21 protein-coding genes and 4 pseudogenes are annotated in these 25,414 nt (G+C 75.2%); 13 read left to right on the top strand and 12 right to left on the bottom strand.

The window, feature by feature from the left end; all coding sequences use genetic code 11:
* Positions 1–61 precede the first annotated feature (61 nt).
* Both JD77_RS11640 and JD77_RS11645 read right to left on the bottom strand, forming a co-directional pair.
* Entirely contained in the window at positions 62–409 is a 348-nt protein-coding gene (locus JD77_RS11640) for a metallopeptidase family protein (protein WP_211372800.1), read from the bottom strand.
* A 137-nt stretch (positions 410–546) separates the two neighbouring features.
* Positions 547–977 (bottom strand): annotated as a pseudogene (locus JD77_RS11645) (OsmC family protein).
* Between the two features lie 143 nt (positions 978–1,120).
* Between JD77_RS11645 and JD77_RS11650 the strand changes: the two are divergent.
* The 3 genes from JD77_RS11650 to JD77_RS11660 all read left to right on the top strand — a co-directional run bounded on the left by JD77_RS11650 (position 1,121) and on the right by JD77_RS11660 (position 3,715).
* Entirely contained in the window at positions 1,121–1,912 is a 792-nt protein-coding gene (locus tag JD77_RS11650; protein ID WP_145774264.1) for a hypothetical protein, read from the top strand.
* Positions 1,913–2,081: 169 nt separating this feature from the next.
* Positions 2,082–2,903: an HAD family hydrolase gene (locus tag JD77_RS11655; protein ID WP_145774265.1), complete on the top strand. Its 822-nt coding sequence runs from the start codon at positions 2,082–2,084 to the stop codon at positions 2,901–2,903.
* On the top strand, positions 2,903–3,715 hold the full coding sequence (locus JD77_RS11660; RefSeq protein WP_145774267.1) for an HAD family hydrolase: 813 nt from the start codon (positions 2,903–2,905) through the stop codon (positions 3,713–3,715). The genes JD77_RS11655 and JD77_RS11660 overlap by 1 nt, the downstream gene beginning before the upstream one ends.
* A 39-nt stretch (positions 3,716–3,754) precedes the next feature.
* On the opposite strand, the gene JD77_RS11665 is transcribed toward JD77_RS11660, so the two are convergent.
* A complete protein-coding gene (locus JD77_RS11665) occupies positions 3,755–4,357 on the bottom strand; it encodes a bacterial proteasome activator family protein (protein WP_145774268.1) in 603 nt (200 codons plus the stop codon).
* A 73-nt stretch (positions 4,358–4,430) separates the two neighbouring features.
* Between JD77_RS11665 and JD77_RS11670 the strand changes: the two genes are divergently transcribed.
* On the top strand, positions 4,431–5,216 hold the full coding sequence (locus tag JD77_RS11670) for an alpha/beta hydrolase family protein (protein WP_145774269.1): 786 nt from the start codon (positions 4,431–4,433) through the stop codon (positions 5,214–5,216).
* A gap of 89 nt (positions 5,217–5,305) precedes the next feature.
* Positions 5,306–6,507: pseudogene (locus JD77_RS11675) on the top strand (ABC transporter substrate-binding protein).
* Between the two features lie 125 nt (positions 6,508–6,632).
* Here the strand turns inward: JD77_RS11675 and ddaH are convergent.
* Positions 6,633–7,466 (bottom strand): dimethylargininase, encoded by an 834-nt coding sequence (gene ddaH, locus JD77_RS11680; protein WP_342799645.1) that lies wholly within the window; start codon positions 7,464–7,466, stop codon positions 6,633–6,635.
* A 59-nt stretch (positions 7,467–7,525) separates the two neighbouring features.
* Here ddaH and JD77_RS11685 point away from each other — a divergent pair, with 59 nt between their 5' ends.
* Entirely contained in the window at positions 7,526–7,984 is a 459-nt protein-coding gene (locus tag JD77_RS11685) for an Lrp/AsnC family transcriptional regulator (RefSeq protein ID WP_145774270.1), read from the top strand.
* Positions 7,985–8,086: 102 nt separating this feature from the next.
* Positions 8,087–9,988 carry a beta-propeller domain-containing protein gene (locus JD77_RS11690; RefSeq protein WP_145774271.1) on the top strand — a complete coding sequence of 634 codons (1,902 nt, stop codon included), beginning with the start codon at positions 8,087–8,089 and terminating at the stop codon, positions 9,986–9,988.
* Positions 9,989–10,127: 139 nt separating this feature from the next.
* On the opposite strand, the gene JD77_RS11695 is transcribed toward JD77_RS11690, so the two are convergent.
* From JD77_RS11695 to mobA, 3 genes and pseudogenes are all read right to left on the bottom strand, one after another.
* Positions 10,128–11,225 (bottom strand): T3SS (YopN, CesT) and YbjN peptide-binding chaperone 1, encoded by a 1,098-nt coding sequence (locus JD77_RS11695; protein WP_145774272.1) that lies wholly within the window; start codon positions 11,223–11,225, stop codon positions 10,128–10,130.
* 165 nt (positions 11,226–11,390) lie between these two features.
* Positions 11,391–11,644: pseudogene (locus tag JD77_RS11700) on the bottom strand (DUF6457 domain-containing protein).
* Positions 11,641–12,378, bottom strand: a complete 738-nt coding sequence (gene mobA, locus JD77_RS11705; protein ID WP_387226357.1) for a molybdenum cofactor guanylyltransferase — start codon at positions 12,376–12,378, stop codon at positions 11,641–11,643. The pseudogene JD77_RS11700 and the gene mobA overlap by 4 nt, the downstream one beginning before the upstream one ends.
* A gap of 407 nt (positions 12,379–12,785) precedes the next feature.
* On the opposite strand from mobA, the gene JD77_RS11710 reads away from it, so the two are divergent.
* Entirely contained in the window at positions 12,786–15,689 is a 2,904-nt protein-coding gene (locus tag JD77_RS11710) for an ATP-binding protein (RefSeq protein WP_145774274.1), read from the top strand.
* Between the two features lies 1 nt (position 15,690).
* Here the strand turns inward: JD77_RS11710 and JD77_RS11715 are convergent, their stop codons facing one another.
* The 4 genes from JD77_RS11715 to JD77_RS32815 all read right to left on the bottom strand — a co-directional run bounded on the left by JD77_RS11715 (position 15,691) and on the right by JD77_RS32815 (position 19,863).
* On the bottom strand, positions 15,691–16,224 hold the full coding sequence (locus JD77_RS11715) for a flavin reductase family protein (RefSeq protein ID WP_145777542.1): 534 nt from the start codon (positions 16,222–16,224) through the stop codon (positions 15,691–15,693).
* Positions 16,221–18,341, bottom strand: coding sequence for a tetratricopeptide repeat protein (locus JD77_RS11720; protein WP_145774275.1), 2,121 nt, complete (start codon positions 18,339–18,341; stop codon positions 16,221–16,223). Before JD77_RS11720 ends, JD77_RS11715 begins: the two co-directional genes overlap by 4 nt.
* 90 nt (positions 18,342–18,431) lie before the next feature.
* Positions 18,432–19,622 carry a hypothetical protein gene (locus JD77_RS11725; protein WP_145774297.1) on the bottom strand — a complete coding sequence of 397 codons (1,191 nt, stop codon included), beginning with the start codon at positions 19,620–19,622 and terminating at the stop codon, positions 18,432–18,434.
* Between the two features lie 70 nt (positions 19,623–19,692).
* On the bottom strand, positions 19,693–19,863 hold the full coding sequence (locus JD77_RS32815; protein WP_211372540.1) for a hypothetical protein: 171 nt from the start codon (positions 19,861–19,863) through the stop codon (positions 19,693–19,695).
* 94 nt (positions 19,864–19,957) lie between these two features.
* Here JD77_RS32815 and JD77_RS11730 point away from each other — a divergent pair, with 94 nt between their 5' ends.
* A complete protein-coding gene (locus JD77_RS11730) occupies positions 19,958–20,635 on the top strand; it encodes a flavoprotein (RefSeq protein ID WP_246140635.1) in 678 nt (225 codons plus the stop codon).
* Between the two features lie 82 nt (positions 20,636–20,717).
* Entirely contained in the window at positions 20,718–21,581 is an 864-nt protein-coding gene (fdhD, locus tag JD77_RS11735; RefSeq protein WP_145774300.1) for a formate dehydrogenase accessory sulfurtransferase FdhD, read from the top strand.
* Between the two features lie 419 nt (positions 21,582–22,000).
* Here fdhD and JD77_RS11740 read toward each other — a convergent pair whose 3' ends face one another.
* The gene (locus tag JD77_RS11740) at positions 22,001–23,056 is read right to left on the bottom strand and encodes a DUF4192 domain-containing protein (RefSeq protein WP_145774302.1); all 1,056 of its coding nucleotides are present in this window, start codon (positions 23,054–23,056) and stop codon (positions 22,001–22,003) included.
* A gap of 175 nt (positions 23,057–23,231) precedes the next feature.
* On the opposite strand from JD77_RS11740, the gene JD77_RS11745 reads away from it, so the two are divergent.
* The 3 genes and pseudogenes from JD77_RS11745 to JD77_RS11755 all read left to right on the top strand — a co-directional run bounded on the left by JD77_RS11745 (position 23,232) and on the right by JD77_RS11755 (position 25,400).
* Complete coding sequence (locus JD77_RS11745; protein WP_145774304.1) at positions 23,232–24,146, top strand: fructosamine kinase family protein; 915 nt, start codon at positions 23,232–23,234, stop codon at positions 24,144–24,146.
* On the top strand, positions 24,143–25,156 hold the full coding sequence (gene moaA, locus JD77_RS11750) for a GTP 3',8-cyclase MoaA (protein ID WP_145774306.1): 1,014 nt from the start codon (positions 24,143–24,145) through the stop codon (positions 25,154–25,156). The genes JD77_RS11745 and moaA overlap by 4 nt, the downstream gene beginning before the upstream one ends.
* A pseudogene (locus tag JD77_RS11755) lies at positions 25,153–25,400 on the top strand (MoaD/ThiS family protein). Before moaA ends, JD77_RS11755 begins: the two are co-directional and overlap by 4 nt.
* Positions 25,401–25,414: the final 14 nt, after the last annotated feature.

Consider the following 25,414-nt stretch of genomic DNA (forward strand, 5'->3'; position numbering starts at 1 on the left):
TCCGGAGGGTAGGCGACGACCGCAACGGGGCACATCACCCAAAGCGACGCCCGGGACAGACTCAGGCCCAGCCCAGGTCGTGCAGTCGGTCGTCGTCGATGCCGAAGTGGTGGGCGATCTCGTGCACCACCGTCACGGCCACCTCGTCGACGACGTCCTCCTCGCTGTCGCAGATCCGCAGGATGGGACGGCGGTAGATGAGGATGCGGTCGGGCAGGACCCCGGCGTAGTCCCAGCCACGCTCGGTGAGGGCGTGCCCCTCGTAGAGGCCGAGCAGGTCGTCGTCGCCGGGGGGTGGGTCGTCCTCGACCAGGATCACCACGTTGCTCATCAGCCCGAGCAGCTCCTCGGGCACCTCGTCGAGGGCCTCGCCCACCAGTTCCTCGAAGCGCTCCCGGCTCATCTCCACCGCCACGCCACCCATTCTCGCCGACCCGAGCCGCCGCCCGTACCCCAAGATCCACGGAGGGCGCGGAAACCTCCGGGCGGCGCGGCCGGGACGCGTGGCGCCCGCGCGGAGTGGACGCGTCCACTCCGCGCGGGCGCTCAGGAGGCGAGGCGGGCGGTGAGGCTGATCTGGGCGCCCGGGGAGAGCAGCCGCGAGATCGGGCAGTTCTCCTTGGCCGTCTCGGCCAGCTTGGTGAACTGGGCCTCGTCCAGGCCCGGGCCTGGCCGACCGTCTCCAGGTCGATCCTGGTCACGGTCATGCCCGCGTCGGTCTTGTCGAAGTGCACCTTGGCGGTGGTCTCGACGGAGGTGCCCGTGGCGCCCGCGTCGGCGAGCTGCTTGGACAGCGCCATCGAGAAGCAGGCGGCGTGGGCGGCCCCGATCAACTCCTCGGGATTGGTCCCCTCGCCCTCCTCGAACCGCGACTTGAACGAGTAGTTCCCCTGGAGCCCGCCCTTGCCGGTACGGACCGTGCCGGAGCCCTCGGCGAGATCGCCCTGCCAGCGTGCGGAAGCGGTACGGATAGGCATGCCCCGACGCTATCCGAAAGGCGGTCGCCGAGCGACCGACCGCAGCCGAATCCATCCACGGAAGCCCAGACCGCACGAGCCGGCCGACGGCTGCCGCCTGTGTCATGATTCGGCCAGGCCCGCGAGCGGCGGAGAGGTGGCCCATGTCCCAGGATCTCCCCATCCCCCGGCAGGACGACCGGTCCCCGGACGGAGCGGCCGTCGTGGAGTGGGGCGGCGCGGAGCCGACACCACCGGGCCGGGCGGGTCAGGCGCTGGCCGGGCTGACGCGGGACCACCGGTTCCCCCTGGTGCCCGCCGGCCTCGGCGCGGTGGCCGCGTTCGCCTCGCTGGCCGGGGAGTGGCTGGTGATGACGGTGCCGAACAGCGGCCCCGAGGGGAACAGCCTGCGGGTGCCGTTCGGGGTGTCCGACCTGGGCGGGTTCGGGACGACCTACCTGGTCGGACTCATCGGGCTGGTCGCGGCGGTGGCCCTCGCCCTGCGCGGGACGGCCGCCGCGCGGCGGAACGCCCGGGTGGCCGGCCTCGCGCTGGCCGCGGCCGTGCTCGGCCTCCTGATCGCCACGACGTCCACGCTCGACGACGCGGGTAAGCGGGCGCTGTTCTACACGTCCGAGGGCGGCTTCATAGTCGAGTACGGCCGGGGGCTGGGGATGGCCTTCGTGGCGTGCGCGCTGCTGGCGGCCGCGCTCCACCTCGCCGGCCGGCTCGACGCCCCGGGCGACGCCACGACGGGACAGGGCGCCCCCGGGAGCGACGCGCCCGGGGGTGACGGTTCGTCCGCCGACGGGACCGGGCCCGGTCGGGAGCCGGGCCGGGCCTGGCACCGGCGACGCGGGGCGGGCCGGTCGCGGGCCGACGACCTGCCGCCCGCGCCGGCCGACCTCACCGTCCAGCCGACGACGCCCTTCGCCCGCCCCGAGCCGCCGCGCTGACCCGGTCGGGGGAGACACGCGCCCGCCGCCCTCCGTTGGCGCCCGATTCGCCGGGAAGCCATGGCTGCGGCCTGTTCGGCGAGGTACGGTTGCTGCCCGCCGTCCTGCCGGTCGAGGCACCGACGACCGAGGAGCGGCTGGTACGACGGCGGCGGGCGAAGGAGGAACGATGACCCGCCCGGGGCTGCCCAAGCTGATCGCCACCGACCTCGACGGCACGTTGGTCCGCACCGACGAGACCGTCTCCGCGTACACCCACGGGGTGCTCGACCGGGTGCGGGCCGCCGGCATTCCGGTGGTCGGGGCGACCGGTCGCGGGCCCCGGCTCACCGAGCTGACCCGCAACGACATCCGCGCCGCGGACTACCTGGTGATGGCCGGCGGCGGCCGGGTGGTCGACCAGAGCGACCCGGCCGGGCCGGTGGTGCTGCGCGACGAACGGCTGGCCGGCGAGGTGCTGGCCCGACTGCTGGCCGACCTGGAGGCCGAGGTCGGCCCGCTGACCGTGATGGTCGAGGCGTCCGACGAGCACGACGCCCCGCTGTGGGGCGACCACGACCCGAGCTGGCCGTACCCGGACCGGTGGGAGGCCCGCACCCGCGACGAGTGCCTGGCCGGCAACGTGATCAAGGCGTTCGCGCGGACGGCCGACCACCACGTGGACGTCCTGCTGGAGACCGCCCGTCGGATCGTCCCGCCGGAGGTCGCCACGCTCACCCAGGCCGGGCTCGGCTTCGTCGAGATCTGCCCGCCGGGGGTGGACAAGGCGTCCGGGCTGAGCGTGGTGGCGCAGCGGCTCGGGGTCGACCCGGCCGAGGTGCTGGTCTTCGGGGACATGCCCAACGACCTGCCGATGTTCGAGTGGGCCGGCTGGGCCCGGGTGGCCGTGGCGAACGCGCACCCGCTGGTCCGGGCCGCCGCCGACGAGGTGACCCTGCGCAACGACGACGACGGCGTCGCGATCTACCTGGACCGACTACTCTCCCGGTGATGGGAGAGACGCCACGGCTGGTAGCCAGCGACATCGACGGCACGCTGCTCGACGACGAGCGGACGATCAGCCCGCGCACCCGGGACGTGCTGGCCCGGCTGGCCGCGCGCGGCACGCCGGTCGTGCTGGTCACCGGCCGTCCCATCCGCTGGCTCGAGCTGGTGTACGAGCAGCTGACCGAGCCGCTGCCGGCGATCTGCGCGAACGGCGCGGTGGTGTACGACCCGGCCACCGACGAGGTGCTGCGGGCCGACCCGCTGGCGCCGGACCTACTCGCCGAGGTGGCCCGCCGGCTGCGTGCCGAGGTGCCCGGAGTGAGCTTCGCGGTGGAGATCGTGGACAGCCGCGAGATGCGGCACGAGGCGCACTACCCGCTGCGCTGGGACGCCGACACCGACCTGATCAGGGCGATCGAGTCGCCGGAGGAGCTGCACTCGGCGCCTGCGGTGAAGCTGCTGGCCCGGGCCGGCGAGCAGGATCCGGACGCGTTCGTCCAGGTGGTGGCCGGGGCGCTGCGCGGGCTTGCCGAGGCGACCCACTCATCGTACTCGGGGCTGGTGGAGATCTCGGCGGCGGGCGTCACGAAGGCGGCGGGCCTGGCCTGGTACTGCGCCCGGCTCGGGGTGGACGAGCGGGACGTGCTGGCGTTCGGGGACATGCCGAACGACGTGCCGATGCTGACCTGGGCCGGGCGCGGGGTGGCGGTGGCCAACGCGCACCCCGCCGTCCTGGAGATCGCCGACGAGGTCACGGCGGCGAACTCGGAGGACGGCGTGGCGGCGTACCTGGAAAAGGTCTTCGGGGTGGGGTGAGCCGGCCGGGCCGGTCGGCGGCCCGGCCGGCCCGACCCGTCAGAGGTACTGGCCGGTCCCGTGGCCCTCGCCGCCCTGCGGCTGGCCCATGCCCGGCATGCCCGGGATCATCCCGCCCGGGCCGCTGGGCAGCGCGGCGCGGCCGGAGCGCATCTGCTCCAGCTGCACCCGCGCGGCCATCTGCTGGGCGACCAGCGCCGCCTGAATGCCGTGGAACAGCCCCTCCAGCCAGCCGACGAGCTGGGCGTGCGCGATGCGCAGCTCGCTCTCGCTGGGCGCCTTGTCCTCGGTGAAGGGCAGCGAGATGCGCTCCAGCTCCTCGCGGAGCTCGGGGGCCAGGCCCTCCTTCAGCTCGACGATCGACCGCTCGTGGATCTCCCGCATCCGGTGCCGGCTGGCGTCGTCCAGCGGCGCCGCCTTGACCTCCTCCAGCAACTGCTTGATCATGCTGCCGATCCGCATCACCTTGGCCGGCTGCTCGACCAGGCGGGTCGGGTCCTCGCCCGCGCCCTCGTCGGTCTGCACCGTGCCGACGGGCCGGCCGTCCGGGCCGACCACCACCACGGTGCCGGAGTGACCGGTGCCGTCGTGGCCCGGCTCGTCGTTGTGTCCAGCGGAATGCGCTTCGGTCATGCGTTCCATCTTGGCGCAGCGGGTGCGGCCGACGCTCGCCGGGACGGGTAAGGATGGGCCGGAGCACGCTACGGTCGCTCGCATGTCCGCCGATCCGCGCGCCGTACTCAGCCGCCCCGCCCCGCCCCCGGACGCCACGGTGGCGTACGGCGGGCACCCGGACCAGATCGCCGACCTGCGCTGCCCGGCGGGCGACGGACCGGCGCGACCGCTCGTCGTCGTCGTGCACGGCGGGTTCTGGCGGGCCGAGTACGACCGCACCCACACGGGTCCGCTCGCGGCCGCCCTGGCGGCGCTCGGCCACCCGGTGGCCCAGTTGGAGTACCGGCGGACCGGGCAGCCGGGCGGCGGGTGGCCGAACACGCTGACCGACGTGCTGGCCGGGGTGGCGGCGCTGCCCGGGCTGGCCGGTCCGGTGCTGGGCGACCGGATCCTCTCCGGCCCGCCGCTGCTCGTCGGCCACTCGGCCGGCGGCCACCTCGCGCTGTACGCCGCGGCGTCCGCCCCGCCCACCGTCGGCGGGGTGTTGGCCCTGGCCCCGGTCGCCGACCTGGTCGAGGCGTACCGGCTGGACCTGGACTCCGGCGCGGTGGCCGCGCTGCTCGGCGGCGGTCCGGAGGAGCACCCCGAGCGATACGCCGCCGCCGACCCTCGCGCCCTGGTGAACGGAGCGACACCTACGGTGATCGTGCACGGTCTGCTGGACCGTCAGGTGCCGGTGGCCTTGAGCCGCTCGTACGTCGCGGCGGCGCGGGCGGCGGGCAGCCCGACGCGCCTGATCGAGCTGGCGGAATGCGAGCACTTCGGGCTAATCGATCCGGAGTCGGCCGCCTGGCCGACGGTGGTCGATACGCTGCGGTCCTTTTGAGTAATTACGGAGCATTGACGCAGCGTCGCCTGACCGGGTAGGAACGCCGAGGGGCGTATCTGCCCTGCTCAGCTCCCGGAAGGAACGCGGTGTCCCAGATGAACCGTAGGCGGGCACTCCAGCTGCTGGCCGCTCTCGGTACCACCGGCCTGACCGCGGCGTGCGGCGAAGCCGGCGACGACGGTTCCGCCCCGGCGGGCAGCCCCATCAAAATCGGTCTGATCGCACCGCAGTCCGGCGGCTACCAGGCCATCGGTGAGGAGATCGTCAACGGCTTCCAGCTCTACCTGAGCCTCCACGGCCAACGCCTCGGCGGCCACCCGGTGACCCTGCTGACCGCCGACGAGGGCGACAGCGCGAAGACCGGCACCGCTGCCGTGGAGAGCCTGCTGAGGCAGGGGGCGTTGGCCCTGACCGGGGTGGTCGACTCGGCCGTGATGGTGGGCATCCGGGACACCGTCGAGAAGGCCCGCGTGCCGCTCATCGGCTCCAACGCCTCGCCCAAGAGCCTGCAGAGCGTCGTCTACATCTGGCGCACCTCGTACGTGCTGGACGAGCCGGGGCGGGCGCTCGGCCCGTACCTGGCGCAGAAGCTGAGCGCGGGCAGCAGGGTCGCGATCATCGCGCCGGACACCCTCGGCAGCCGGGACGTGATCGAGGGCCTCAAGGGGCAGTTCGGTACGGCGGGGTCGGCCGACCCGCGCCTCTCCGCCCCGGTGGTCTGGACCAATCCCACAGTTTCGCCGGGGAGCACCACCTACACCGCCGACATCCGCGAGGCGCTGAGCCGGAAGCCGGACGCCGTCTTCTGCCACTTCGCCGGCGCGGCGGCGGCGCAGTTCCTCAAGCAGCTCTACCGGGAGGGGTACCGGGGCCCGATCTACGCCCCCGGGTTCCTCACCGAGGGCACCGTGCTCGGCGACGCACCGGAGGCGGAGGTGAGCAACGTCGTCACCGCCCTGAACTACTCCGCCGACCTGAACAACACCGCCAACCGCATCTTCGCCTCGGCGTACCGGAAGAACCACAACGCGTCCCCACCACGTACGCCATGGCCTCGTACGACGCGGCGCAGGTGCTGGACAAGGCGATCCGGCTGGCCGGGTCGAACCCGACGGCGCAGCAGGTGAACCTGGCGCTGGGCAAGATCGGCCAGATCGACAGCCCGCGCGGGGCGTGGCAGTTCAACCAGCCGCGCACCCCGCAGCAGAAGTGGTACCTGCGCAGGGTGCAGCGGGACGGCCGGCTGCTCTCCAACGTGCTGATCAACGAGCTGGCCACGCTGGGCTGACCCTGGCCGGGAACACGGGGGCCTGACCCGGGCCGGGAACGCGGGGCTGACCCCGGGCCGGGAACGCGGACGGACCGGCCCTCCGCGGGGAGGGACCGGCCCGTGCCGTCAGGTGACCCGCGGGGTCAGTGGCGCAGCTCGGCGATGCAGCACTTCACGCTGCCGCCGCCCTTCTTCAGCTCGGCCAGCTCGACCGGCACCGGGTTGTACCCGGCGGCCTTGAACCTGCCGGCGAGCCGGGTCGCCTCGCTGTTGAGGACCACGTTCAGCCCGTCGCTGACCAGGTTCAGGCCGAAGGCCAGGGCGTCCGCGTCGTCGGCGATCACCGCGTCCGGGAAGAGCTGCGCGAGGACCTTCTGGCTGGCCGCCGAGAAGGCGCCCGGGTAGTAGACGACGTTCGCGTCGTCGATCGAGGCCAGCGCGACGTCCAGGTGGTAGAAGCGCGGGTCGACCAGGCGCAGCGACACCACGGGGCGGCCCAGCGCCTCCTGCGCCTCCGCGTGCGCCGGCAGCTCGGTACGGAAGCCGTGGCCCGCGAGGATCAGCCCGCCGTGCGCCTCCGGCAGGTACGCGAAGTCGCCCTCGCCCTCGTTGGTCTCGTTCGAGGCGATGAACCGCCAGCCGCACTGCTCGTAGAAGGCCCGGTGGACGGCTGCCTCGGCGGCCCGCTGCTCGTGCTTGAACCGGGCGCCGTAGACCGTCCCGTCCACCACGAACGCCCCGTTGGCGGCGTACACCATGTCGGGCAGCCCGGCCTGGGGCGTCAGCAGGTGCACGTCGTGGCCGAGACCGACCAGCGTCTCGCGCAGCCGGTCCCACTGCTTGACCGCCAGGTCCGCGTCGACGGGCGTGGTGACGTCCATCCACGGGTTGATCGCGTACTCGACGGCGAAATGCGCGGGCGAGCACATGAGATATGTCCGCTTTCGCGGGACTCGCTGCTGGTTCACGGTGACCAAGAGTAGGTACGGTACAACTTTGGTAACAGCCACAACCGTTGCTTCCCGAAGGCGGAACGTTGCAGATAGACGCGGTAGACCAGCGAATCATTGCGTTGCTCGTGGCCGACGCCCGGGCGTCGTACGCCGACATCGGCAGCCGCGTCTCGCTGTCCGCCCCCGCGGTCAAGCGCCGGGTCGACCGGCTGCGCGCCGCGGGCGTGATCCGGGGATTCACGGCGGTCGTCGACCCGGCCGCGGTCGGCTGGACGACGGAGGCGTTCGTGGAGCTGTTCTGCGCCGGGCGGACCACCCCGGCCCAGATCGGGGTGGCCGCCCGCCGGCACCCGGAGGTCGTCGGGGCGTACACCGTCTCGGGGGAGGCGGACGCGCTGGTCCACCTGAGGGCGGCGGACATCGCCCACCTGGAGGAGGCGCTGGAGCGGCTGCGGGCGGAGCCGTTCGTCACCTCGACCCGGAGCACCATCGTGCTCTCCCGCCTGGTCGAGTCCCCCGGCGTCGGCCCGTCCACCGTCTGACGCGGCCCACCCCCACGATGCCGGCGGCTCCCGCCCGCGCGGTGCCCCACCTCCGGGGCGCAGCCCGGGAACCGGAACCGGACGGCCGGCGTCGAAGCGGGCATGACACGGGCGACAGTCACCGCCGCGGCCGGCACGCTGGTCGCGTTGACCCTGCTGGCCGGGAGCGCGGCCGGGCTGCCGCACCACGCGGCGGAGCCGCCCTGGGCACCCCCGGTGGGGGCCGTCCGGCTGGTGTCCTTCGACTCGTGCGCCGACGCGCTGGCGCGGCTGCGGGCGGCGGCCGCCGAGTCGGTCAGCCCGTGGGGCCTCGTGCCCGAGGCGGTCGACCTGCTGGGCGGGCCCGTCCCCGCGATGGGCGATGTGCGGAGATCGCGCGCGGACGCGTCGGCCGGGCAGGCCGCGCCGGCGGAGCACTCGACCACGAACAACCACGAGCCGGACGCCGACGAGCCGGACCTGGTCAAGACCGACGGTCGGCGGATCGTCACCGTCACCGGCGGCGTGCTGCGGGTGACGGACCCGGCGACGCGGCGGATCACGGGCCGGCTGGACCTGGCCGCGGGTGACGACCCCGGGTTGCCCACCAACTGGCCGGCCGCGACCCTGCTGCTGCACGGCGACCGGGCGCTGGTGCTGGTCCGGTCGGCGCCGCGGATCCCGCTCGTGGGCGGGAGACGGCCGGTCGACGAGGGGGAGCCCGGCCCGCGGCTGCTGCTGGTGGACCTGACCGGGTCGCCGACGCTCGTCGGGACGTACCGGATCGACGGGAGCCTGCTCGACGCGCGGCTGACCGGCGCGACGGCCCGGGTGGTGGTCCGCTCGCACCCCCGGCTGGTCTTCCCGTACCGGCAGGAGGGCACCGACGAGGAACGGCTGGCGGCGAACCGGGCGGTGATCGCCGACGCCGACCTCGACGCCTGGCTGCCGGCGTACGAGTGGACCGAGGGTGACCGGCGCGGAGCGGGCCGGGTGGGCTGCGACCGGCTGAGCGCGACCGCCGACAGCACCGGCACGTCGCTACTCACCGTGCTCAGCTTCGACCTCACGACCGGGCACCTCGGCGACGGCGACCCGGTGAGCGTCGCCGCCGACGCGGACACCGTCTACGGGACGGCCCGCAGCCTCTACCTGGCCGGCGTGCGCGAGCGCGCCGGACGGCCCTGGCGGACCGGCTGGGTCCCCTCGGCCGGGCCGGCGGCCACCGCGATCTACCAGTTCGACACCGCCGCGCCGGGCCGGCCCCGCTACCTGGCCGCCGGCACCGTGCCGGGCACGCTCGTCAACCAGTACGCGCTGTCGGAGTGGCAGGGCCGGCTCCGGGTGGCCACCACCAGCGGCGACAGCTTCGGTCCGCGGCCGGCGACCGAGTCCGCCGTGTACGTGCTGACCCGCCGCGACGGCACCCTGACCCGCACCGGGGCGGTCACCGGGCTCGGCCGGGGCGAGCGGATCCACTCGGTGCGCTTCCTCGGCGCCACCGGGTACGTGGTGACCTTCCGGCAGACCGACCCGCTCTACTCGCTCGACCTGACGAACCCGGCCGCGCCCCGGGTCACCGGGGAGCTGAAGATCACCGGGTACTCGGCGTACCTGCACCCGGTGGGCGAGGGCCGGCTGCTCGGGGTGGGCCAGGAGGCGAACGACCAGGGACGGGTGCAGGGCCTCCAGGTCTCCCTGTTCGACGTGGCGGACCCGGCCCGGCCCGCCCGGCTGGCCCGGTACCACGTGCCGGGGGCCGCGTCGACGGTCGAGTTCGACCCGCACGCGTTCCTGTACGACGCCGGGACCGGCCTGGTGGCGCTGCCGGTCGACAACGCGCTGCGCCTGCTGCGGCTCACCGGCTCGTCCGTCGCGGAGGTCGGCCGGGTCGCGCACACAGGCGGCGCTCCGGTCACCCGGTCGCTGCTGGTCGGCGGCGTCCTGTGGACCGTCTCCGACGCCGGCCTGCGCGCCAGCGACCCGGCCGGCGCCGCCGAGCTGGCCTGGCTGCCGACAACCTGACCTGACTCACCCTCCCCCGGCGGGTGGGGCCCGGACTCGGGTCCCACCCGCCCTCGACCGCACGGGCCGTCGAGGGCGTCGGCGGGACGCCGGGCGCGGGTGGGTGAGATCCCCCGCAGGCGTTGCGAAGGGCCCTTCCTTACAGGTACATGCCGGTGCGGTGCTCGCCCTGGTCCCGCCGGCCCGGCTTGTCGCCCTCGCCGAAGAAGCGCCTCCCGCCGAACTCGCCGTGCAGCCGGTCGTCGAGCTCGTCGGCGAGGCCGGTCATCACCTGCACCGCGAGCATCAGGTGGCCCGCCTGGAAGTTGCGGCCGAACACCGGGATGGACGCCCACACCGTGTCGTCGGCGCAGTAGAGCCGGCCGATCGGCATCCGGTTGGTCAGCTCGGAGAGCTTCACGTAGAGCCGCTCGGTGGGCTCGACCTCGGTGAGCACCGGCGAGAAGACGTCGACCAGGGGCGGATTGTCGCGGACCCGGACGAACACCATGGCGGACCCGGCCCGGATGTTGATGTCCCCGTCCGAGTCGACCTGCAACTGGTCGGCGTTGGACTTGAGCATGGTGGAGACGACCGTCCTGACCCGCTCCGCCAGGTCCAGCACGTCGCCCTCCACCGCCTGCGCGGCGGCCAACGCCTCGTCGAGGTCGGCCTCGGCCGTGCGGTCCGTGCCGAACTCCCCGCGCGCGGTGCCCAGCGCCTCCACGGCCACGGGCTCGCCCTCGGCGTCCTGAATTAGGTAGACCAGGAACGCCGGGTGCGGCGCGCCGTACACGTCGCGCAGGGTGCGGGAGAGCAGGGCGGCGATCCGGGTCGCCTCGGCGGTCTCGCCCGCCAGGCCGAAGTGCTCGCCGGAGCCGGCGAGCACCCCGGGCGGGGACCAGCCCAGCGCGACCATGTCGGCCACGGCGGCCCGGTCCAGCCGGTAGCCCTGCGGAAGCGTCGCGTTACCGACCGCCCGGGCCGAGAGCCGGCCGGAGTCCGCGATGTCCACGCTGATCGAGTAGACGGCATCGCCGGTGCCGGAGGCGGTCGGGTCGAGGGTCAACTCGACGTGGGACCCGGCGGGCAGCTCGCGCAGCCGGTCGGCGAGGGCCCGGGCGAACTCCCGCCAAGCCTCCGCCACCTTCGCCCGCAGGTCAGCCGTGCTCGGCTCGTCGAGCAGGATCGGCTCGAACTGCTCGGACGCGCCGCCGGGCGGGCCTCCGGCGGGGGTCGAGGGGTGGCCTACCGACATGATCGCCTCCGTCCGTCCCGATCACCCTACCCAGCCACCCGGGGGACCGAATCAGGCCCGGACGGCGATGGGACAGCGGGCCCGGAACGGGCCGCCGGACCCGCTCCGGCCGGAGATCCCGCCGGCCGGCTCGACCTCGGTCGGTGGGCGGGGCCCAGCTCGACCTCAGTCGGAGGGCGGGCCGCCCAGCTCGACCGGCCAGGCGCCGGCCAGCTCGCCGAGGCGGGCGGCGGCCGCCGTCGGCTCGGCCCCCGTCCCACGGCCAGGCCGAGCAGGTACGCGGTGACCGGGGCGCCCGGTCGCAGCACCTGGTGGGCGACGTCCCTGGCCAGGTCGAGCACGACCGGCACCGGCACCTCGGACGGGTCGAGGCCCAGCTCGGCGCAGGCCGCCGTGACCCACTCGTCCATCACCGTCATCGCGTCCACTCCTCCGCCCGGCGTACGTCCTCGTCAGTGTCGCAGTCGAACCAGGGCGGCGGGCCGCCGCCGGGCCAGCGCACGTCGCGAACGGCGAGGCCGCCGAGCAGCGCCCGCAGCGACGCGCCGTCCACCGAGCCACCCCGCGCGGCCGCGAGCCGGTCCACGGCGGCCCGCAGCGCGGGCACCCGCCAGACGCCGCACAGGGTCTGCCGCCGTCCCTCGTCGTCGACGTAGCAGGCGCCGTCCACGCCCGGTTCGGCGAGCCGGTCCCGCAGCGCACCGATCGCGGGGGCGGTCAGGAGGGGCAGGTCGCCGGCCAGCACGGCGACGACGGTCGTACCCGGGGGGAGCAGAGTCAGGCCGGCGGCGAGGGCCGCGACCGGGCCTCCGCCGGGCGGGCGTTCCCTGGTCGACCGGACGCCCTCGGGCACCGGCCCGGGCGGCCCGACCAGCACCCGGAGGTCGGCGTCGGCCACCGCGTCCAGCACCCGGTCGCGCATCGGCCGGCCGCCGACCCGGAGGGCCGGCTTGTCCGCGCCGCCCATCCGACGGGCAGCCCCGCCCGCCAACACGACCGCCGCGTAGCCCGTCACCCGGCCACGGTACCGCCGGCCCCGACACGTGCCCGCCACCGTCTCCCGGCGATGCGTCGGCGTCGCCCCCGCCGAGCGGACCGGGCGGTCGGGCCGTCCCGCCCGCCGCGAACCCGGCGGATCTTGGTTTCGCGCGATGGGAACGATTCGCGGCTCCGGCGAATCGCCATTTTCGCCGCGATTCAGCGGCTCTGCTTTCCGGCGACCCGAAGTCGAACATCCATCCCGCCGGCCACCCCGGGCAAAGGCAGTGACAAGGGCGTCCGCCCGCCGACCCCCGAGGCAGGACGGCCCAGCCACGCCGGACGCCGAAGCCGGCTAAGGCCGACATCTATGGATAAAACCTATCACCTAGCGCACCTACTCGACCACGTCGGGTGCGATGGCTTTAAAATTCAAGACTATGAATTTCCCGTAATTCTTTTTACAGTGACGGCGCCGGGACGGCCAGCCTCGATTCCCCGTGGCGCCTGTCGGATACGCGTTACAACGGTTCGGGGCGCGCAGGTGGTCCCATTCTTGTCGCGACGGACAGGAAGGTGCGCATGCCCGAAGAAGACAATTTCCCACTGCCCGTGCTGGTCGGCCGTGACCGGGAACGGGACATCCTGTACGAGGGGCTGAGCCAGGCCCGCCACGGGCACGGCGGATGCGTCATCGTGGTCGGCGGGGACGGGACGGGCAAGTCCCGCCTGGTGCGGGAGGCCGTCCGCCGGGCACGGCACGGCGGCATGTCGGTGCTGCTGGGGCGGACGGGCAGCACGGGCCCCGCCGTGCGGCTCCGCCCCCTCACCGAGGCGCTGGCCCACCTGTTCCGCACGGAGCCCATCCTGGAACATCCCAGCCTGCGCCCCTACCGGTCCGCCCTGGGCGGGCTCATCCCGGAGTACCGGTCCCCCGGCGCCCCACCCGTGCCGGCGTCGCCGGTGCTCCTCGGCGAGGCGGTGCTGCGGCTGCTGTCGGTCACGGGCGCCGACCGCGGCTGCCTGCTCGCCCTGGAGGACCTGCACGACGCCGACCCCGGGACCCTCGCCGTGGTGGAATACCTCGCCGACAACGTCGCCGGCCAGGGCACCCTGCTGCTCGCCACCGTTCGGCAGGGCCCCGGGTCGGCATGGGATCTGGCGCAGGCGCTCAGCCGGCGGTGCAGCGGCACCCTCCTGCCGCTGCACCCGCTCGACCCGCCGGCCGTGCGCCTGCTCGCGGCGTCCCGACTCGGCCTCGCCCCCGAGCACGTACCGGAGCCGGTCGTGGACCGGCTCTGCCGGGACAGCGCGGGCAACCCGTTCCTCGCCGGAGAACTGGTGCGCGCCATGCTGGACAGCGGCACCCTCGTCCTCGATCCGAGCGGATGCCGGCTGGTGGACGAGGTACGTACCGAGGTGCCGTCGGCGGTCCGGCACACCGTCGCCGGTCAGGCCACGCGGCTCGGACCCGCCGGACGCCAACTGCTCACCGCCGCTGCCGTGATCGGCGAGCGGTTCCCGGTCTCGGTGCTCGGGCAGGCCCTGCGGCTGGACCGCGACGACCTGCTCCGACACGTACGCGCGGCGGTCACCGCGGGGCTGATCGCCCCCGGCGGCGACGACCACGACTGGTACGCCTTCCGCAACCCGACGACCGCGGTCGCGCTGCTCGGCCTGCTCACCCCCGCCGACCAGGCCGCCCTCGCGCAGCGGTCGGCCGAGGCGGTACACGAGCTGCACCCCGACCTGCCGGGGGAATGGTGCGCGTTCGCCGCCCGCCTCGCCGGCCGCGCCGGGGACGTGCCGGAGGCCGCCCGGCTGCTCGTCCTCGCCGGCCGCCGGGCGCTCAACGCGGGACGGCTGTGGGCGGCTACCGAGACCCTGGAGCGGGCATGGGAGCTGGCGGAGACGTCCCTCGACGGCCCGCTCCGCGTCGACGTGCTGCACGAGCTGCTGTGCGCGCTCGTGGAGAGCGGCGATGCCGGGCGCGGGCTGCGGCTCCTCGACAGCCTCGACGACCTGTGCCACCCGGCCGTCCCGCCCGAGCGGCTGGCCGCGGTGCACGTCCAGTTCGCCCGGCTCGCCTGCCTCGCGGGCCGGCGGGCCGATGCCGTCGTACAGCTCGAGGCCGCCCGGGCGGTGCTCGGCCCCGACGCCCACGGACGGCAGACGGCGCACGTCGACGCCGTCGCGGCCCACCTCGCGGTGGACACCCCGGAGCAGGCCGCCCGGCTCGCCGACCGGGCGGTGGACGAGGCCGAGCGCGCCGGGCTGCCGGCGGTCGCCTGCCTCGGCTGGCAGGCCCGCGGCGTGCTGGCCAGCCGGCGGGAGACCGACGAGGCGCAGGCGTGCTTCTTCCGGATGCGGCAGCTGGCCGACCGCCACCACCTCCCGCTGTGGCGCGCCCGCGCCACGGCGCTGCTCGCCGAGCAGCGGTGGCTGCTGACGGGGGACGCCGACGCCCTGGTCCGCAGCGCCGAACGAACCCGGCGGATCGGCGCGCAGACGCTGCGCCACACGGTCGGCTCCCTGCTCGCCTGGGACCAGGCCCTGCGCGGCCGGTACGCCGAGGCCGAACGCCTCGTCACCGAGAGCGCGGCCGAGGCGCAGCGGCTGGGGCTGCACGACGCGGTCGCGCGATCGATCCTGGTGCGCGCGATCTGCGCCGGGCACCAGGGCCGGCGGCGCGAGGTGGACGAGGCGCTGGCCGAGCTACGGCACGCCGGCGGGACCGGATCGCCGTACGCGGCGCTCGTGCACGGTATGGCGTACGCGGTGTGCGCGCTGCTGGAGGAGGACCCGGACCGGGCGCGTGACGAGCTGGCCCGGGCCGCCCGGTGCGACAGCCAGCGGGCCGCCCCGTACCCGCTGGCCGGGGAGCACGGGCTCGGGTTGCTGCTCGACGTGCTGCGCGGCGAGGCGGACTGGCGCCGCTGCCGCGAGGTGGGCGAAAGCGGCCCGGGCCGGCTGCGCTGGAACCGGCAGTTCGGGTTGCTGGCCGAGGCCGTCCTGCTCGGCAGGCAGGGCAGGCGGGAGCAGGCGGAGGCAGCCGTGACGGCGGTGCGGCGGGGGCCGCACCCGGTGGCGGTCCACCTCGGCCTGCGCCTGGTCGCCGAGGCCGCGCGGACGGACCGCTGGGGAGAGCCGGTCGACTGGCTGCGGCAGGCGGAGGAGTACTTCCGCCAGGCCGGGCTCCCGACTCCGGCCCGCGCCTGCCGGGCCGAGCTGCGCCGCTCCGGCGTGGTGGTGCCCCACCGCCGCGACACGAGCCGGGTCCCGCCGCCGCTGCGGCTGAAGGGGGTGACCGAACGGGAGTACGAGGTCCTGGAACTCATGGCGGACTGGTCGGACAACCGCAGCATCGCCAGCGAGCTGTTCATCTCGCCGCGCACCGTGGAGAAGCACGTCGCGAGCCTGATCGCGAAGACCGAGCAGGCGAACCGGGCGGCGCTCAGTCGCTACGCCGCCCGGTTCCGGCAGTAGGTCAGCCCGGACTGACGGCCCGGTAGCCGCCGCCGAAGAAGACCGCCGGCTCGGCGCCGGGCCGCGCCTGGCACCAGTACGGCGCGCCGAGCACCAGCGCGTGGTCGGCCACCCCGATCACCTGGGTCACCGTGCACACCGCGACGGCCATCGCCCCGTCCAGCAGCGGCAACCCGTCCCGGATACGGTGGGGCACCCCGGCGAAGCGGTTCGGGATCGGGGCGGCGAACTGGTCGGCCAGCTGGCACTGCCGCCGGTCCAGCAGGTTGACCGCGAACGCCCCCTCGGCGGTGACGGCGGCCAGCGTACGGCTCGCCCGGCCCAGCGAGACGAGCAGCAGCGGCGGACGCAGCGACACCGAGGTGAACGCGTTCACCGTGCAGCCGACCGGTCGCCCGTCGACGTGGCTGGTGACCACGGCCACGCCCGTGGCCCAGTTCCGCATGAACTCCCGCAGCACCGGGCCGCTCACCCCACCGGGCCGGGTCGGGTCGGCGGGCGTCGTCGAGTCCCTGGGCGAGGCGGTGGTGGTCATCGCGCGCCGGCCAGGTCCAGTTGCTCGGCCGCGCTGGCCGCCTCGTCGGCCCGGCTGGCGTCGGCGTCCCCGAGTTCCGCGTGGCAGCGGGCCCGCCGGCTCAGCAGCTCGCCCCGGTCGGCCCCGGGCAGGTCCAGCGCGCGGCTGTAGTCGGCCACCGCGTCGGCCCACCGGCCGGCCGCCTCGTGGACGAAGCCCCGGTTGTACAGCAGGTCCGGGTTGTCGGGCGTGCTGGCCAGCGCCGTGGTCAGGTCGGCGACCGCCGTCGCGTGATCCCCGCCGTCGAAGGCGAGCGCGGCCCGGCTGGCCAGCGCGGCGACCAGTCCCGGATCGGCACGCAACGCCGCGTCGAAGTGCCGCCGCGCCTCGTCGCCCTCGTCGTCCGCGAGCGCGAGCACGCCACGCAGGTGCAGCAGGCGGGCGTCGTCCGGGTGCCGCAGCAGCCCCTCGTCCAGGTGCGGGCGGGCGTCGTCGACCAACCCCTCGTCGAGCAGCAGGCTGACCAGGTTCACCCGGGCGTCGATCTGGTCGGGCTCCAGCTCGACGACGTAGCCGAAGTCGGCCACCGCGCCGGCCAGGTCGCCCAGCTCGGCCTTGATGTCCGCCCGGTTGTAGTACAGCTCGTAGAACGGCGGGGACAGGCTGATCGCGGTGTCGCAGTCCGCGATCGCGCCCGTCAGGTCGCCCAGCCGCCGCCGCACGTCCGCCCGGTCGAAGTAGTAGTCGGCGTAGTTCGGGTCCAGCTCGATCACCTTGGTGAGGTCGGCCAGCGCCTCGTCCAGCCGGCCGAGCGCGAGGTACGCCTTGCCCCGGTTGTGCACCAGCACCGACCGGTGCAGCCGGTGCTTGTCGCCGGGCAGCTCCCGGTCGAGCCGCTGCAGTCCCTCGTCGACGAGCCGCAGCGCCGCGGGCAGCCGGCCCAGCCGCATCTCGATCAGCGCCAGCCCGTTGTTCTGGAACACCGAGTGGAACGCCCGCTTCTGCGGGTCGGGCAGCAGCGAGGCGAGCGCGATCGAGTTGTTGATGTAGCCCCGGGCCAGGTGGTGGTCCTTCAACCCGTCCGGGTGGAAGCGGGTGTAGAGCATCGCCAGCGCGTACCCGGTGGACATCTGCAGCTCCGGGTCCGAGTACCGGCTGCGCAGATCCAGGTAGGTCGGCTCGGCCTCCACGGTGCGCCCGAGCACCACCATGGCCGAGCTGGCCCGGGTGCTCAACAGCCAGAACCGCTCCATCTGGGTGTCCGGGTCCACGATGGCCCGGCCGCGGGTCCCGTAGTCGATCACCGCGTGGTAGTAGCCCATCGCGCCGCAGTGCCGGGCCGCCTCGTACAGCGCCTCCGCGCCGGCCCCGGCCGGGTCGCTGCCGCGCTCCAGGTGCCAGGGGATCGCGCCCAGTTCCAGGCTCCACTCGCCGCGCTCGCGCAGCAGCGCGGCACGGGCGTCGTGCAGGGCCACCCGCACCTCCGGGGCGGCCTGCTCGTACGCCGCCAGCTCCGCCGGGTCGGTGGACGTGCCGTCCGCGTCGACGTACGCCCGCAGCAGCTCGTCGGGGCCGCGGCCGGCGGCGGGGCCGGGCCGGTGCGCATCCGGCAGCCGGATCGCGTACCGGTCGAGCGCGGCGGTCAACTCGGGCTCCAGGGACCCGCCGCCGGTGCCGATGAGGACCCCGATCCGCTCCGGTCGGGCGCGGCGCAGGAAGATGGCGAGGAACTCCTGATCCGTCGGGTCCGCCTCGTCCACCCGGTCGAACGCCAGCCGCAGCGGCAGCCGGCCGGCACGGGTGGCGTACCCGGCGAGGAACTCGGTCGCCCCGTGAGCCAGCCGGCGGGTCCGGTTGGCCGGGTAGATCCGGGTCCGCTCCTCCGGCACGGCGAGCGAGGTCAGGGTCTCGGGCGCGGCGTCGATCGCGCCGCGCAGCTCCGGCGCGGCGGAGAGGATCTCGGTCAGGTAGCCCCGGACGAGGTCGGGCCAGCGCTCGTACGCCTCCGGCACGACCAGCCGCAGCACGCTGCCCAGGCCGGTGTACGGGCCACGCAGGCCCCGGTGGGAGTCGACCGCGAAATCGGCCCGCTCGCCGTCGGCCGGTGAGGGCCCGACCCGCCATTGGTGTGCAGTCATGCCGTTGCTCCTCGGTTCGGGATGGATCTGGCGGCGCGGTGGCCGTGGTGTGGTGGTCGTGGTGGGACGGGCCGCCGGACGCTGAGGCGGTCAGCCGGCGGGGGCGGGGCTCGGGGTCGCGGCGCGCCGGCGCCGGGTACGCCCGGCCAGCAGCGGCAGCAGCACGATCTCGAAGACGACGAGCAGGAGGGAGGCGACCGAGTCCCAGAAGCCGGGCCCGGTGGGGGTGCCGTTCGCGAGGGCGGTGCAGACCCGGGTGCCGAACTCCCAGATCAGCGGTGCGGTCCAGAGCGCGACGGTGACCAGCAGCACCCCGACGCCGGCGCAGGTGATCAGCGCGAACCAGGGCGCGAGCTGCCGGTCGCGCGGCGACCAGTCGCCGTCGGCCCAGTCGGACCGGCGCACCCACGGCAGCCAGCGGAACCTGTCGCGCAGGTACGCCCGGCTCACCTCGTCCAGGTTCGTGCAGCCCAGCGCGGTCGTTGCGACGTAGTACATGTCCGTGCGCAGGAAGACGTAGAACTGCCAGGACATACGCAGCAGCACGGTGTAGGCCACCGCGAGCGCGAGCCGTCCCGGCCAGGACAACCCGCCGGACAGGTCGGCCGCGGCGGCGAGCACGAGCGCGCCGAAGAGCACCGCGTCGGCCAGCAGCCCGGCCAGCATCGGCAGGTAACGCTGCCGCGCCGGCACGGTGAGCAGGGCGTCCAGCTCGGTCTCGACCACCGCGTAGTAGAGCCGGCGGCCGACCCGCATCCGCGTGGGCAGGCCGAGCCGGCGGGCCGCGAGCAGGTGGTACCACTCGTGCCACAGGATGGCCGGCGACTGGCAGAGGGCCAGGCCCAGCTGCACGGCGAGCAGGGACGGCACGAAGAACACGTTGCCGGCCTGCGGGCGCAGCTCCGGCCGGCTCACCATGGCGACCGCGGCGGCGGCGATGATCAGGGCGTACGCGGCCCAGGCGAGCGGGGAGAAGGCGGCCCTGCCGAGCCGGCGGAAGCGGACCTTCGGGGGCGCGGCCAGGGGTTCCCCCTCGGCGCGGACGAACCCCAGCTCGCGCATCGCGTCCACGAAGTCCGCCATGTCGACGGACTCGCCGTAGGTGCGCCGGTACCACTGCTCGGCGTCGGCGAGCGGCATTCCGTCGGCGAGGCGGCGCAGCAGCGCCACGCCGTCCTCCGGCAGCACGGCGAAGGAGGCGGCGTCGACGCGGCCGACCGTGATGCCGTCCCGCTCCTGGACGTACGTGAGCGGGTGGAACTCCAGGCGGGTGGTTGACATCGGTCCCCCTTCGCGGTGACGGCCGGTGACGGCCGCCCCGGCGCCGGAGACGCCGGGGCGGCCGGACCGGTCAGCAGCAGTCCGTGCAGTACAGCGGCGCAGACGTGGTGAGCTTGATGGAACCGGTCTTGCGGATCGTGATCTTCTTCATGACGTTCACCTCCTCGGACGGCGTCGTGGGGGGTGGCTGGCCGGCCTGGGCCTGGGGAAGAACCTGCCAGGCCGGCGGGCCGTGCGGCATGGGGAGCGACCCCCAAACTCCGGGCGGCCCGGGCCGCCGAAGATGGGGCCGTTCCCCCATGTCCGTGACCGGCCCGTCACGCCACGCTGTCGCCATGCGAGATGACGCGCTTTCGGTGATCGTCTGCGGTTCCAGCGCCGCGATGGCCACCTCGGGGTACCTGTCCTGGCTACGTCAGGAGATCGACCTGCCGCTGCGGGTGCTGCTCACGGCGAGCGCCGAGCGCTTCGTGCAGCCGCAGGTGGCCGCCTGGTACGCCGACGAGGTCTACACCAGCGCCGACCCCACCCTGAATCCGACGGAGTTCGCGAAGCGTTCCCTGGGGATCGTGGTCCTGCCGGCCACGGCGAACACGCTCGCCGCGGCGGCCCTCGGGCTGGCCGGCAACCCGGCGCAGACCGCGCTGCTGGCCAGCGACCGCCCGGCGATCTTCTTTCCCAGCATGAACCGCTCGATGTGGGTCAAGCGGGTCACCCAGCGGCACGTCGAGGCACTGCGCGACGAGGGCCACACCGTGGTGGAGCCACAGGAGCGGGTCATCTTCGAGCTGTGGCAGCGGGAGAACGCCGTCGGCATCGCCATGCCGCCGCCGGACGCCGTGGCCGAGCTGATCGTCAGCTGGCTGGAGACGACCCTGTCCGCCGGGGCCGAGGCCGCCGGGGCCGAGGCCGCCGAGGCCGAGGCCGCCGAGGCCGGGGCCGCCGAGGCCGAGACCGCGACCGGCGGGGTCGAGGGGGTCGAGGGGTCCGTCGGCCGCGCCGCCACCGCCTGACTCCCCCCCGGCCCTTCCGTACGGGAGGCCACCGGCGGCGGTCGCCGGTGTGCGGGGTGGGCCGTTCGGGCAGGATGGCGGGATGGGACGGGCGACGGACCGAAGGAGCGTGCTCCGGGTCGACCTCGACGTGACGGCGGACGGGCGGGCCGCGGTACGCCGGCCGGACACCCTCGCGGTGGAGGAGCCGCTGGAGATCCGCGTCGGGCCGGGCGGCCCCGGTCGGCGACGCCCGCTCGCGGTGACCATGCGCACGCCCGGCGACGACCTGGACCTGGCGATCGGGTTCCTGCTGACCGAGGGGCTGATCCGCTCCGACGCCGACGTGCACACCGCCCAGCTCTGCGCGGGCGCGGAGACGCCGAACACGTACAACGTGGTGGACGTGGTGCTCGCCCCCGGCGTGCCCGAGCCGACGACCGACCCGGCCCGGAACTTCTACACCACCAGCTCGTGCGGCGTCTGCGGCAAGGCCAGCATCGACGCCGTGCGAACCCGCTCGCCCTTCGCCGTCGCCGACGACCCGCTCGCCGTGCCGGCGGCGCTGCTGGCCGAGCTGCCGGACCGGCTGCGGGCGGCCCAGCGCGCCTTCGACCGCACCGGTGGGCTGCACGCGGCCGGGCTGTTCACCGCCGACGGGGAACTGGTGGCGTTGCGCGAGGACGTCGGCCGGCACAACGCCGTGGACAAGCTGGTCGGCTGGGCGGTGCGCCAGCGCCGGCTGCCGCTGGCCGGGCACCTGCTGCTGGTCTCCGGCCGGGCGAGCTTCGAGCTGACCCAGAAGGCGTGGATGGCGGGGATACCGCTGCTCGCGGCCGTGTCCGCGCCGAGCACCCTGGCGACGGACCTCGCGGAGGAGGCGGGGATGACCCTGGTCGGCTTCCTGCGCGGCCGCACGATGAACGTCTACACGGGAGCCCAGCGGGTGACCGTCGACCGCGCCTGACCGGCCCCCGGCGCCGACCTGACCGGCTCCCGGCGGGATCTGGCCGAGCTCCCGGCGCGACCTGGCCGAGCTCCCGGCGGGATCTGGCCGCGGTCGGCCGACCGGTCACGTGATCGACTCCGTGTCGCCGACATCGCGGCATCGACGACGGCGTGACCACCCCATGTCGCCGACATGGCGCGGGCAGCGCCCGACAGCGCGCGCGGGCAGCGCCCGACAGCGCGCGCGGGCAGCGCCCGACAGCGCGCGCGGGCAGCGCCCGACAGCGCGCGCGGGCAGCGCCCGACAGCGCGCGCGGGCAGCGCCCGACAGCGCGCGCGGGCAGCGCCCGACAGCGCGCGCGGGCAGCGCCCGACAGCGCGCGCGGGCAGCGCCCGACAGCGCGCGCGGGCAGCGCCTGGCGGGACGCGCCGCCCCGGTCAGGTGGGACGGCGGGGCCCGCGGGGGCGGCGGCGTCTCGGGCGCAGCACGGCGGGCGCGTTGACCGCCGGCCAGCCGTCCAGCCGCGACGGCGGCACCCCGCCGCGGAGCAGCTCGTCGAGGAGCAGCGCGAGCGAGTAGCCCGGATGCGCCGACAGGACGCGCTCCAGCGCCACGGCCGCCAGCGCGCCCTGCCCCGCCCGCCACGCGGCGAACGCGAGCAGGCAGCCCGGCGCCGCGATCAGCTCCGGGGCGGCGCGGCGGAACACGTCCGTCCAGAGGGCGATGTCGGCGTCCCGCCCGTCGGTGCGTTCCCACGCGTGGTCGCGGATCGGCAGGTGGGTCAGGAGCAGCGTCAGCCAGGCGACCTCGTCGTCGGGGAGCCGGTCGCCCCGGCGGTGCTGACGCAGGGCGGCGCGGACGGCGGCGACTCCCGCCCGACGCAGGGTGCGCCCGCCGATCAGGTCGGCGGCGGGCGCCCCGGCCAGCAGGGCGTCCCGGCGGCGCTCGGCGCGGGCGACCGCCGCGCGCATGGCCGGTGCGGCCGGGCCGCCGAGCGGGGCCACCTGCGCGGTCAGGGCCGCCCGGTCGGGTAGCGCCACCTGTCCGGCGAACACGGCCGCCGCGCTGACCTCGCTGGCCCCGACGTCGTACGGGGTGCCCTCGGCGGGACAGCAGGCGGGCTCGGCGCACAGGTACGACCAGTAGCGCCCGTCGGTCACGCGCAGCGCGTCGAGCACGGCCAGGCCGGCGGCGGCCAGCGACCCGCGTACCGCGTCGACCGCGGGGGTGACCCGGGCCGCCTCGCCGTACCCGAGCACGGTGGCGGACTCGGCGCCCTGCCGCGCGATCACGCCGGCCAGGTGGACGGCCGGGTCGAGCGGGTCGGCGTCCGGGCCGGGTAGGTCGGTCCGGGCGGCGAAGACGATCCGCGGGCCCCGCAGCGCGACCACCACCACACTGTCGGCGGGATGGAAGCCGAGCAGGTACGGCACGGCGGCGATCAGGTCGGCGGGCGAGCGGACGGCGAGCCGGGGGCGGTCGGTCGGGGTCATGGGGGCAGCCTGGGCCGCCTCGACCCGCCCCGGCAGGCCCTGTGGACGACACGCGGGTTATCCACAGCTACGGAGAGTATCGACGCAGGTCAGCGCGGATCGCCGACCGACGGAAAGGCGCTCCGGCAGCGCGGGGCGCCCGCCGGTGTGGCACCGCACCGGCTACCTTGCGCTCATGGACCTGGCGTACCTGCGGGCGCACCCGGAGCACCTGCCGACGTTCCTCACCCACCAGCGGATCAGAGAGACGCCGGTCTCCGGCGGCAGCATCTGCACCGCGTCCCGGCTGACCCTGGACGACGGGCACTCCGTCTTCGCCAAGTCCTGGCCGGAGGGGTCCGCGCGGCCGGTGCCGGCCGACTTCTTCGTCACCGAGGCGGCCGGGCTGCGCTGGCTGCGGGAGGCCGGCGGGGCACCCGTACCGGAGGTGGTGGTGGCGCTGCCGGAGCTGCTGGCGCTCGACTGGGTGGAGCCCGGCGAGCCGACGCCCGAGGCCGCCGAGCGGTTCGGCCGCGAGCTGGCGGCGACGCACCGCGCCGGGGCACCCGTCTTCGGCGCCGGGTGGACCGGCTTCATCGGCGCGCTCCCGCAGGACAACACCCCCGACCCGGGCCCCTGGTCGGGCTGGTTCGCCCGGGCGCGGCTCGCGCCGTACCTGCGGATGTCGGTCGACAACGGCGCGCTCGGCGCCACCGAGGCCGCCCTGGTCGAGGAGGTCGTGGACCGGATCGGCGAGTTCGGCGGCGACGAGCCGCCGGCGCGGGTGCACGGCGACCTGTGGCCGGGCAACCTGCTGTGGGGGGCGGACGACCGGGTGTGGCTGGCCGACCCGGCGGCGCACGGCGGCCACCGGGAGACGGACCTGGCCCTGTTGACGCTGTTCGGCGGCCCGCCGCACGCCGACCGGATCCTGGCCGCCTACCGGGAGGCGTGGCCGCTGGCCGACGGGTGGCGGGAGCGGGTGCCGCTGCACCAGCTCCACCTGCTGCTGGTGCACGCGGCTCTGTTCGGCGCGGCGTACCGCGAAGCGGTCGGCAACGCCGCCCACACCGCGCTGCGCGGGGTCGACCGCGCTACGGTCGAACGGTGACCGCCGCGCCACCGACTGACGGCGTCCTCGTCGACCGGTACGGCCGCGTCGCCCGGGACCTCCGCGTCTCGCTGACCGACAAGTGCAACCTGCGCTGCACGTACTGCATGCCGGCCGAGGGGCTGCCCTGGCTGGCCGGGCCGCAGCTGCTCGACGACCGGGAGATCGTGCGGCTGGTCCGGGTGGCGGTGGAGCGGCTCGGGGTGACCGAGGTGCGGTTCACCGGCGGCGAACCGCTGATCCGCCGGGGGCTGGTCGGGATCGTCGCCGCCGTCGCCGCGCTGGAGCCCCGGCCCCGGATCTCGGTGACCACCAACGGCATCGGGCTCGACCGGCTGGCGCCCGCGCTGCGGGCCGCCGGGCTGGACCGGGTGAACGTTTCGCTGGACACCCTCGACCCGGAGCGGTTCGCCCGGCTGACCCGGCGGGACCGGCTGGCCGACGTGCTCGCCGGGCTGGCCGGGGCCGCCGCCGCCGGGCTCGCCCCGGTCAAGGTCAACAGCGTGCTGATGCGCGGGGTGAACGACGACGAGGCGCCCGCGCTGGTCCGCTTCGCGCTGGCGCACGGCTACGAGCCGCGGTTCATCGAGCAGATGCCGCTGGACGCCCAGCACGGCTGGGACCGCGGCAGCATGGTCACCGCCGAGGAGATCCTCGCCGCGCTGCGTGCCGCGTTCGAGCTGACCCCCGATTCGACCGAGCGGGGCGCCGCGCCGGCCGAGACGTGGCTGGTCGACGGCGGGCCGGCCCGGGTGGGCGTGATCGGCAGCGTGACCCGCCCGTTCTGCGGCGACTGCGACCGCACCCGGCTGACCGCCGACGGTCAGGTCCGGGCCTGCCTGTTCGCCACGGAGGAGAGCGACCTGCGGGGTGCGCTGCGGGCCGGGGCCGGCGACGACGAACTGGCGGCGCGGTGGCGTACGGCGATGTGGGGCAAGCGGGCCGGGCACGGCATCGACGATCCCGCGTTCCTTCAGCCGGCCCGCCCGATGTCGGCGATCGGGGGTTGAGCGTGCTGACCGTCCGCTACTTCGCCGGGGCGCGGGCCGCCGCCGGCACGGCCGAGGAGACCGTGCCCGCCGGCCGCTGCCTGGACGAACTGGTCGGCGAGCTGGCCGAACGGCACGGCGAGCGGCTCGCCGCCGTACTGCGGGTGGCGAGCTTCCTCGTGGACGGCGTCGCCTGTCATGATCGTGGGACACCGCTGCCGGCCGGGGCCACGATCGACGTGCTGCCCCGTTCGCGGGCGGCTGAGGGAGGATCCGGTG

Source organism: Micromonospora olivasterospora (assembly GCF_007830265.1).
GTDB lineage: Bacteria > Actinomycetota > Actinomycetes > Mycobacteriales > Micromonosporaceae > Micromonospora > Micromonospora olivasterospora.

Coding starts and splice junctions, on each gene's coding strand:
- JD77_RS11650 (WP_145774264.1), top strand. CDS start 1,121: ATGTCCCAGGATCTCCCCATCCCCCGGCAGGACGACCGGTCCCCGGAC.
- JD77_RS11655 (WP_145774265.1), top strand. CDS start 2,082: ATGACCCGCCCGGGGCTGCCCAAGCTGATCGCCACCGACCTCGACGGC.
- JD77_RS11660 (WP_145774267.1), top strand. CDS start 2,903: ATGGGAGAGACGCCACGGCTGGTAGCCAGCGACATCGACGGCACGCTG.
- JD77_RS11665 (WP_145774268.1), bottom strand. CDS start 4,357: ATGGAACGCATGACCGAAGCGCATTCCGCTGGACACAACGACGAGCCG.
- JD77_RS11670 (WP_145774269.1), top strand. CDS start 4,431: ATGTCCGCCGATCCGCGCGCCGTACTCAGCCGCCCCGCCCCGCCCCCG.
- JD77_RS11690 (WP_145774271.1), top strand. CDS start 8,087: ATGACACGGGCGACAGTCACCGCCGCGGCCGGCACGCTGGTCGCGTTG.
- JD77_RS11695 (WP_145774272.1), bottom strand. CDS start 11,225: ATGTCGGTAGGCCACCCCTCGACCCCCGCCGGAGGCCCGCCCGGCGGC.
- JD77_RS11710 (WP_145774274.1), top strand. CDS start 12,786: ATGCCCGAAGAAGACAATTTCCCACTGCCCGTGCTGGTCGGCCGTGAC.
- JD77_RS11715 (WP_145777542.1), bottom strand. CDS start 16,224: ATGACCACCACCGCCTCGCCCAGGGACTCGACGACGCCCGCCGACCCG.
- JD77_RS11720 (WP_145774275.1), bottom strand. CDS start 18,341: ATGACTGCACACCAATGGCGGGTCGGGCCCTCACCGGCCGACGGCGAG.
- JD77_RS11725 (WP_145774297.1), bottom strand. CDS start 19,622: ATGTCAACCACCCGCCTGGAGTTCCACCCGCTCACGTACGTCCAGGAG.
- JD77_RS32815 (WP_211372540.1), bottom strand. CDS start 19,863: ATGCCGCACGGCCCGCCGGCCTGGCAGGTTCTTCCCCAGGCCCAGGCC.
- JD77_RS11730 (WP_246140635.1), top strand. CDS start 19,958: ATGCGAGATGACGCGCTTTCGGTGATCGTCTGCGGTTCCAGCGCCGCG.
- fdhD (WP_145774300.1), top strand. CDS start 20,718: ATGGGACGGGCGACGGACCGAAGGAGCGTGCTCCGGGTCGACCTCGAC.
- JD77_RS11740 (WP_145774302.1), bottom strand. CDS start 23,056: ATGACCCCGACCGACCGCCCCCGGCTCGCCGTCCGCTCGCCCGCCGAC.
- JD77_RS11745 (WP_145774304.1), top strand. CDS start 23,232: ATGGACCTGGCGTACCTGCGGGCGCACCCGGAGCACCTGCCGACGTTC.